At 40.0% G+C, this 2,893-nt stretch carries 1 protein-coding gene and 1 pseudogene; both read right to left on the reverse strand.

Features of this window, described 5'->3' with window-relative positions:
• Positions 1-212 precede the first annotated feature (212 nt).
• Positions 213-1,985 carry an AIPR family protein gene (locus B5D35_RS23320; RefSeq protein ID WP_078754786.1) on the reverse strand — a complete coding sequence of 591 codons (1,773 nt, stop codon included), beginning with the start codon at positions 1,983-1,985 and terminating at the stop codon, positions 213-215.
• 282 nt (positions 1,986-2,267) lie between these two features.
• Positions 2,268-2,801: pseudogene (locus B5D35_RS23325) on the reverse strand (GIY-YIG nuclease family protein); the annotation flags it as partial.
• Between the last annotated feature and the right edge of the window lie 92 nt (positions 2,802-2,893).

The following is a 2,893-nucleotide window of genomic DNA, read 5'->3' on the forward strand; positions in this document are numbered from 1 at the left end:
GCTTTATTCAGGATCCTAGGGTCATCTGGTGATACAGATGGTTCACTCTTATCGCGGTGAACAGCGCTTCATACGACTTCAGGTCGCACGGACAATTCCAAGTTACATTGATTGGGATGCAGCCAAAATTTCGGATAACTTAAGATATACCAAATACGACAATTAACTACAAAGTAGTGGCTCGTTTTGCTAACCACTACAATGCAATGTCATCATTGGTTGATTCGTTCTAATGTGAGAGTTATTTTATCCACATTACTAAAGAATCGAGCAGGATATGCCGTTGGGTATTCAGACTCAATTAATGTTTCTGTAACTGATAAAATACGGGTCAACTCATCAGCAATACGTGTTTCATCGACTTGAAGAATATTTGTGGCACGCTGTAAATTTGGTGTAGATTTTAATATATGTCCAGCAAACACACGATTAGCATGAGTGAGAATTCCGTACTTTTTCTTATCTGACTGTCGATTAGTTTGACCTAACAGATCTTTAATTCGTCGCTCGATAACTCTATGATGTATAACGGCATTTATTAATTTAATACCACTAACAGATGAGTTAAATATTGCTTTGTACGCTGAACCTTCTAAGTTTTCAAAGAACTTACCACGTTGGCTCTTTAATAATGCTAAAGTCGATGGTCTACAACTTAAGCAAGCTAATGCATCCAAGGCTTCATCAATATCGATACTCTTGTCACCCAATAAATCACTAGATATATCGCTTCTAAGCAGTTGATATGTGTAATCTTCAATTATTAGTTCATCGCGCAAGCGTACTTGTTGAGGGTGTTGAGAGGCAAAGTCTCTACCAAGAACTCGGTTTTGATGGTTATTAGCTCTAGTGATGGAATTAATAATGTCATCAGATGCTCCGTCTGGTATCTGTATGAATCGAGCTTGAACTTTTAGATTCGCTAAAGTTTCCTCATCAATACCCTCTAAGGATCCAATGCTACTGACTGTCTGAGCACCATTTATCACACTTACATCTCGGAAGTTAAATCGCCCCATGTCCCGTTGGTTAGTTTTATTACGTCGATGAGGCTCAACTGAACGGACAAGGACAGTAATACCATTGTTATAGAACCAAAAATGTTCTGGGTCGCTGAATGCCGTTTGCTTGATGGATTCATTGACTTCTGTATTGCCTAGTAAATTACGAATATTCTTAGTAAACAATTTCGATGAGTGTTGTTGCCACCATTCAGCGATTTGATCCCCACTAACTACACCGAAAAATGCGGTGTATGGATTGTCAATTTTGCCATATTGCTCTAGCTCGATGTCTTCTAGATCTACGGTTGCTGATGTCTGCGCATGTCGCCATTGAGTAATATCTTCGGAAGAAACTAAGTGAACCTGAAATGGTAGTTCATGATTGGGAGGTATAGATTCTAAAGATGCAGCTTCGTTTAGTTCATGCTGCCACTGCTGCATATCAGATAGAATCGTACTTGCGGCTCCACGCTTCCCCGTATGAGCCATAACAAAGAGAAACTTATAGTCAATAGAATTAAGAGCTTGACCTATGTCTTCACGTTTGTTTCTCAGAATAGGATCGAAGCGATCGTATTCTTCTTCTATTAAGTGATCACACGCTTGTTTAAAAACTAGGAAATCTGCGTTTGTCCAAGTTGAGCTACCTGATTGAGAAAATTTTGCTTGTACAACAACAACCGTTTTTTCTGTATGGTTTACATGTATAGCATCAATCCCACCATCCTGTGAACTATCGCATACAGAAGATCCAGCAACATTATCATCAACTTGCCCTAAGTGGTGAACAACAAATGCCGCTATAGCTCGACTCGCCATTTTTATGTTGTAGTCGGATTGATCTGTAGAGCATTCACGTTTATGAATAAAAGATTCAAAGCGTTCTCGCAATGTTGTACCTAATCTTGTTGCCATCAAGTTAGCGGTTGCAGCGGCAGAGGTTGCATTATCCTCTGGTGTTAAATCTGTAACGAAAGCCATAAATTTCCTGAATATCAAGTGATGTATGTAGAATTGTTCATATTAACTACACACTATCGCTGAGCTAAAAAACATTAGTCAATTAAACACATATTGCGACATTAGTATAACTTGGTCAATATCAGGAAATACATAGTGCTTGAAATTGTTGTACTGAATTGTTTTGGGGCAGAAACGCGCTAGAGCAGCTCGGCCTAGCACGAGTATGGACAAAAATAATTTAACCCGCCGCGCTATGCCTCATATTTTAGATTAGAAAAAGTATCTATGAACCTTGCTAATTCACTTCTTCAAAATACGTCCAGTCGTATTATCCATTCTGTATTGGGAAATAGACCCATCTAATATGTGCTCAATTACTTCAAGTACTGTCGCAAGCGGAGCATGGAACCACTCTCGAGGGCTGTAGGTGTGCCCATCATGTGCTTTGAGTGTGATGTTCAGCCTTTGATTAGCCAAAAAACCGTGAACCAACGTCTCTAGCTTATGCGCATCAATGTTGTAGCACTCTGTTGTCATCACAACACGCACAGGTGCCTCTAGGAACGTTCTGTCTTTCTCAGCATATTTAATGCGGTCTTCAACAGTGCTATCGGTAAAGCCTACTTTGTAGAGATTTGATTTATAGGGAGCCAGTGTACTATCAGTACTCTTACTCGCTAGAACATAAACCGTTCCCGTTGGAATTGGATTATCACTAGGTTCAAGAAGTGCTCCGTCGCGAATGACCTTCTGACCTTGCTCATCTCGCACTAGCCCATGCGTTAAAGACTGAAACAACATATGAGATTCGGTACCATTCTCAAAGACAAGGTGTTACCGCCGATGTAAAAATGACCCACTAACGTCGATTTAAAATTGACCCACCTGAGACAAAATGTCTGTTCGTTTCATGGATAAAACGGCGG

The sequence above is a fragment of the Enterovibrio nigricans DSM 22720 genome (assembly GCF_900167155.1).
In the GTDB taxonomy this organism is placed as follows: domain Bacteria; phylum Pseudomonadota; class Gammaproteobacteria; order Enterobacterales; family Vibrionaceae; genus Enterovibrio; species Enterovibrio nigricans.